Genomic DNA, 5,240 nt, shown 5'->3' on the forward strand with positions numbered 1-5,240 from the left:
TAGAATGGCAAAAGAATATGCCGGTTGTTCCCCCACTTGAGCCAGCGCTTTCTCCAACTCCTCCATCAGCAAAACCCGGTTCGGCAGTCCGGTTAGGGCATCGTGATAGGTATTGTAGTTCAGTTGCCGGTTCACCATCATCAGTTCGGCGGTGCGCTCTTGGACTCGACGTTCGAGCTGAGCGTTCAAACGGGCTAATTGAGTTGCCGTTTTTTGACGGGCGATCGCACCACCGATACTTCCAGCTGCTGCCTTTAAAATCGACTTTTCGCTCTCCGACCACTGGCGTTCTCCCCCGCACTCATCAAACCCCAAGAAACCCCAGCATTCCCCCTCGCTTTCAATCGGAACTAGGGCAAAAGAGCGTACGTTGGGCGTTTGCAGGAATTGTCGCTCGGCTTCGGGGAGATCCCGCACCAAGCCGCAGACGAGCTGACCGGTACTCAGGCGCTCGAACCACCGGGCAAATACACCATCGCACGGGATATTCTGTAAACCCTCAATGGCGACCTCCGTACTTTGAGCCATCCATTCGTAGCGTTGGCTGACCAATGCGTTACCGGAGATCGAATCGAGATGTCGTTCGAGAATGTAGACTCGATCGACAGATGCTGCATATCCCAAAGCCGATAGCGCTTGATGTATGCTCGCCCGATCGTCGTGGGTGGTTAGCAGTTGAGTGGTAGCTGTTGCCACGCCATCGAGAAGACGATCGCGCTCTTTGAGTTTGGCTTCGGTGTACCTGCGGGCGATCGCCCCGCCAACACTACCGGCAGCAGCTCTCAAGATTAATTTTTCCGTTTCCGACCACAAGCGATCGTGGTGGTAGTTGTCAAACTCCAAACAACCCCACAATTGCCCTTCGACTTCGACGGGGAGAGCTAAAAGCGATCGAATGCCTTGCTGGTCTAGCAGTGCCCGCACCTCATCGTCAAAATCCCGCGCCAAACCGCAAATCGCCTCGTCGAGCGAAAAGCTCTGATACCATTTGGATAATTCCATCGGACTTTCAAGTTCTTCACTCGACCATTGCCACTGTGGGGTGGCGAGCCGTTCTCCGGTCGAGGGATGGGGGTGATATTTCAAAACACAGACGCGATCGACTCCAGCGGCATATCCCAACATTTTGAGGGCGCGATCGAGCGCCCAATCTCGATCGGTTTTGGTTAATAGCAAGTTGGTAGACCAAGCGACCCCCTCGAGCAGGCGATCGCGCATTTCAAATTCTGCTTGAGCCAAAAGGCGGGCGACGATCTCTCCCAATCGTCTGATGGGACTGGCTAGAATCGAGCGAGCGCGGTCGAACCAATCGAGATCGCGGCTTTGAGAGGAACGATGGGGTGTGGAGTCCGAACGAGGACGATCGCATTCATCAAAGCCAATACATCCCCAAAAATGACCGTCGATCTCGATGGGGACGAGCAACATCGAGCGAATGCCCCAAGGTGCAAACAAATCTCGCTCGCAGGTTGGAAAATCTCGCACCGTCCCGACGATCGGTTGTCCCCCGGCCAAACTTTCGTACCAATTCGGTAAAAATTCTCGGTAGGATAGACCTTGCAATTGGGCGTGGAGCCGATCTGTGACACCATCGATCTGCCATTGAGCGCGTTGACTCAAAAGCACCTCTGCGGTGGTCGGATGGAAGTGATTTTCCCAGATATAAATGCGATCGACTTCCGTTGCGGCCCCTAAGACCTCCAGCGCCCGGTTTATTCCTTCTTGGTGCTTGCGGTGGGCTAATAATTGATTGATGGCTTCGATGATACCCTCTAGGGAAGGATACTGCGCTGGGGTGTCTGGGGCGAAGTCATCGGACGATCGATCTCCTCGGGAGGTGACCAAATGAGGTATCGCCGAATAAGGGAGACCCCGATCTCCAGAATCGAGGGAAAGGTAAGACCCAACACTTTCGACGAGGATGGCCAATTGTCCGTCTTCTAGCTCAATTCCCGAACAAGTGCAAGTCAAGGAAATCGAACCTCCCGTTCGGGAGATCTTCCAGGTTCCAACAGCAGTTTTTCCGAGTTCGAGTTGTTCTAGGGTCTCGATCGAAGTCTCCCGATGGGGATGCCACCCATCCCTTACATCCTGTTGTCTGAGTTCCTCGATCGTGCCGACCTCCCACAACCAGAGGGCCGCACGATTAGCCCACCATACTGGTTGTCGATCGATCTTGAGAATCCAGACTGGAGTCTGCAATCGATCGAACCCCTGAACTTCCAAATAATTCAATACTAAGTTTTGGGAGAATACCACCGACGAACCGGTCGTTTCTTGAGTTGGCGTTGGATCGATGTGAAGATCGCAAGAGCGAGATGGATTGCCCAAGAAGCGGCGACCCTGGCAGTGGTGAGGCATTCGACTCTATTCCTTCCATTGGCGACAACGGTCTGACTTGAGTTGGTGGCACGATTTTGAGTAATTTGCCGGAATTTTCGCCATTCCGATCTCCTTCTAGATAAACCTCTCAAAGCACTTTGTCCAGACAAGAGCGATGAGGGACAAGCGCTGTCGGTCAACTCGCCATGACTCTCAAGCAGCCCCATTTGCTTCGATCGCAATCGACACAATATCGATCGAGCGTTCGGGACGGCTAAAAACTTGAATAGAGCATGGGTCGATGTCAAATTTTTCGAGCGTTAATTTTCGAGTTGGCTTCCTCAAGCATAATCTAAGAGCTAGGCAACTGCCATGGTCTCAGATCGAGATAAACTGGGAAAAAATTCGGCTATTCTTCCAGAAAATAACGAAATTTGGAGAGTCTTTAGAGTTCCGTAATACTACGGAACGGCTGGTTCGCTCCTTAGAAATCGAGCTTTGGCAACGATCGACAACAAAATTAGACCGATCCCGTGCCGCGATTTACGCGATCGACCCAGATCTAGGACAATAAATGTTCGCTCGAATCAATTCTCATTCCTATTTCTGGTGACCCGTTCCGGAGTTCTCTGTTTTCCCAGATGCCCGATCGCGAACGCTCTGTTGTAAGAACGTATGAAATTAGACGCAGATGACCTCGCACTCTAGCCCCAAATCTGTCAAAATTTGTCGAATTTCAGTTTCGTAGATCGGGTTCATGACGATCGCCACATCCGGTGGATGGGTCGGTAAAAATTCGGGAGGGACAATTTTTTGTCCGGTGCCGGCGACGTACATTCCTTGTTTGCGAGGGTTAATATCCACGACATATTCGATCGCCTCTTGCGCTGCGAGCAGATTTAAAAAGGTCACGCCTTTCGATCCGGCCCCCCAGACCACTGCTTTTTTGCCCTCTCGTGCCATCTCATTCAGTTTTTGCTGCCAGGTTTCGAGCAGCTTATCGAATTTGGCGGTGAAAGCCGCGATATCCCGCGAGAGATCTTTCACCTCATTTTGCACGCTACTGATGGTTTCTCCCGAACTCCCAGAAGGAACCGCCTCAAGACACAGAAACTGCTCTCCAAAGGTTTCCGTGAGGTTGTTTACCTCAAACCCCGACTGGGTAAAAGCTCTCGATAAAGAAGTCGGGGCAAAATAGCAGCAGTGTTCGTAAATAATATCCCAAACAGCGAGGTTGCGGAACGTATGCAGGGCGTTGGGGACTTCAAAAAACACCTGCGTATCCGTCTGATTGCCGATCGCGCGGCGCAAGGGTTGGAGCAAATCGATCGGCTGGGGAACGTGTTCTAGAGTGTGCCGACAGCAAATGAAATCCGCGTTCTCCTTGGCGTATCGTTCCGAATACAAATCTCGGACGAATCGTACCTGTCCGATTAGGTGTTGGTGTTCCGATCTCTCGACGTAAGTCGGATCGAAACCCACACCCCGATTGTTTCCCAACTCGCATAGGGACATCAGAAAATCCCCTTTGCCACAGCCAATTTCTACGATCGTTTTGTCCTGGAGATCGTAGCGTTCCACCAAAGAGCGAGCGAAAGAATCCGCGTATTCTTGAAAGCGAGGCGAGTAGTGGAGGGAATTTTCGTATTCCTGGGTATATTCCAATCGATCGGGGTTGAAAGCAACGTTGGGAATAAAACCGCACTCGGGGCAGAATGCCAAGCGGATGTCGCCTTTCGGGCAATCCAAAGCCGCCTCCCGATCTAACAGCAGCAAATTGCAATAGATCGGAACCGCAAGCATCTCGAAAAATACCTCTAAATGAGGCGATTCACAAACCGGACAGGGTTGCGAGTTTTCTACAGTCTTCATTCGCGATCTACACTCCTGATTGGACAACCGTTAGCGATGGGAAAAACAGCTCGGGGCGGCGGACTAAGCCGAAGAAATCGTATCGAGTGGGGGTTGGGCGATCGCGCCCACGACGGTCTTACCGAAATCCACTTGGCAGAAATGGGCGATTAGAGCAACGGCATATTCCCCCTCGGGCAAGGGACATCCTTCAGTATCGCGCAACTCGATCCAAGTATTTGAGTCGGCTTCGCCTTCTTTGTGCCATTTCATCCGCTGTCGGTAGCCTAGATGTCCTCCAGCTTCATCTTTTTCGGGCCAACACTCGGCCGTGAGGAAATACCGCACGTTGGGTTCTGGCTCGAACTGGCGATAGGAATCCACCCATTTTCTGGGTTCGTCCCCATTTTTATAACCAAACTCCACACCACCCCCCTGCCGGTAGGGATGAAACCAAGCGATGCTGTAAATCCAACCCCGTCGGGGGGAGAAGTCTTCCGGGTCTTTGTGTCCGCCCCACAGGGGGAGTACGCCAAACCCACAGCGTTTGGGGAAATCGCTGCTGCGAAAAATCAGCTCGGTTTCGATCCGCCGGCCCCCGGCAAAAGCACCCGTGACGCAGAGGATTCGATCGTAGTCCTCAAAACCGGGTTTGGGCCGCACGCGCCATTGACCGTCCGCCGAGAAGGTTTCCCAATATCCGTCTTGCACTTCGAGGTCGCCTTTGGACCAATCAGTTTTCACGGGCAAGACGATGGGTTGGGGATCGTATTCAAATTGTAAGGACATGACTTCCGGCTGTCCTCGATTTGCTTGGGCTTCGATATTTAACGTATTCGTCCCCGCGCGCAGTGCGTCCTCTTTCATTTCAATGACGAATAACGGTTCTGGCGCTCGCTTTCCCCCTCGACCGACATCGTGCCAGATTCCGCCATTAAGTTGGTATCGGGCGCGATCGACTTTAGCCGAGAGGGTGCCGTAGATATTAGCGGAGAGTTCCCCAGCACGGCGAGAAAACCGCTGCGGTCGGTGGAAAACTTGCACTAAGGGTTCTCCCGATCCGGTGG

At 52.5% G+C, this 5,240-nt stretch carries 3 protein-coding genes; all 3 read right to left on the minus strand.

Annotation, left to right across the window (positions count from 1 at the left end):
* A partial coding sequence (locus IQ235_RS18175; RefSeq protein WP_264322826.1) for a GAF domain-containing protein occupies positions 1-2,361 on the minus strand: 2,361 nt, incomplete at its 3' end.
* A 642-nt stretch (positions 2,362-3,003) separates the two neighbouring features.
* The gene (locus IQ235_RS18180; RefSeq protein ID WP_264322827.1) at positions 3,004-4,194 is read right to left on the minus strand and encodes a class I SAM-dependent methyltransferase; all 1,191 of its coding nucleotides are present in this window, start codon (positions 4,192-4,194) and stop codon (positions 3,004-3,006) included.
* A 63-nt stretch (positions 4,195-4,257) separates the two neighbouring features.
* Positions 4,258-5,240, minus strand: a 983-nt coding sequence (locus IQ235_RS18185; protein WP_264322828.1) for a hypothetical protein, incomplete at its 5' end; no start/stop codon positions are given.

Origin of the sequence: Zarconia navalis LEGE 11467, from assembly GCF_015207075.1 — a bacterium.
Taxonomy (GTDB): Bacteria; Cyanobacteriota; Cyanobacteriia; order Cyanobacteriales; family Geitlerinemataceae; genus Zarconia; species Zarconia navalis.

Bases quoted from the DNA above. Each gene is read 5' to 3' on its own strand.
- IQ235_RS18180 (WP_264322827.1), bottom strand. From the start codon at position 4,194: ATGAAGACTGTAGAAAACTCGCAACCCTGTCCGGTTTGTGAATCGCCT.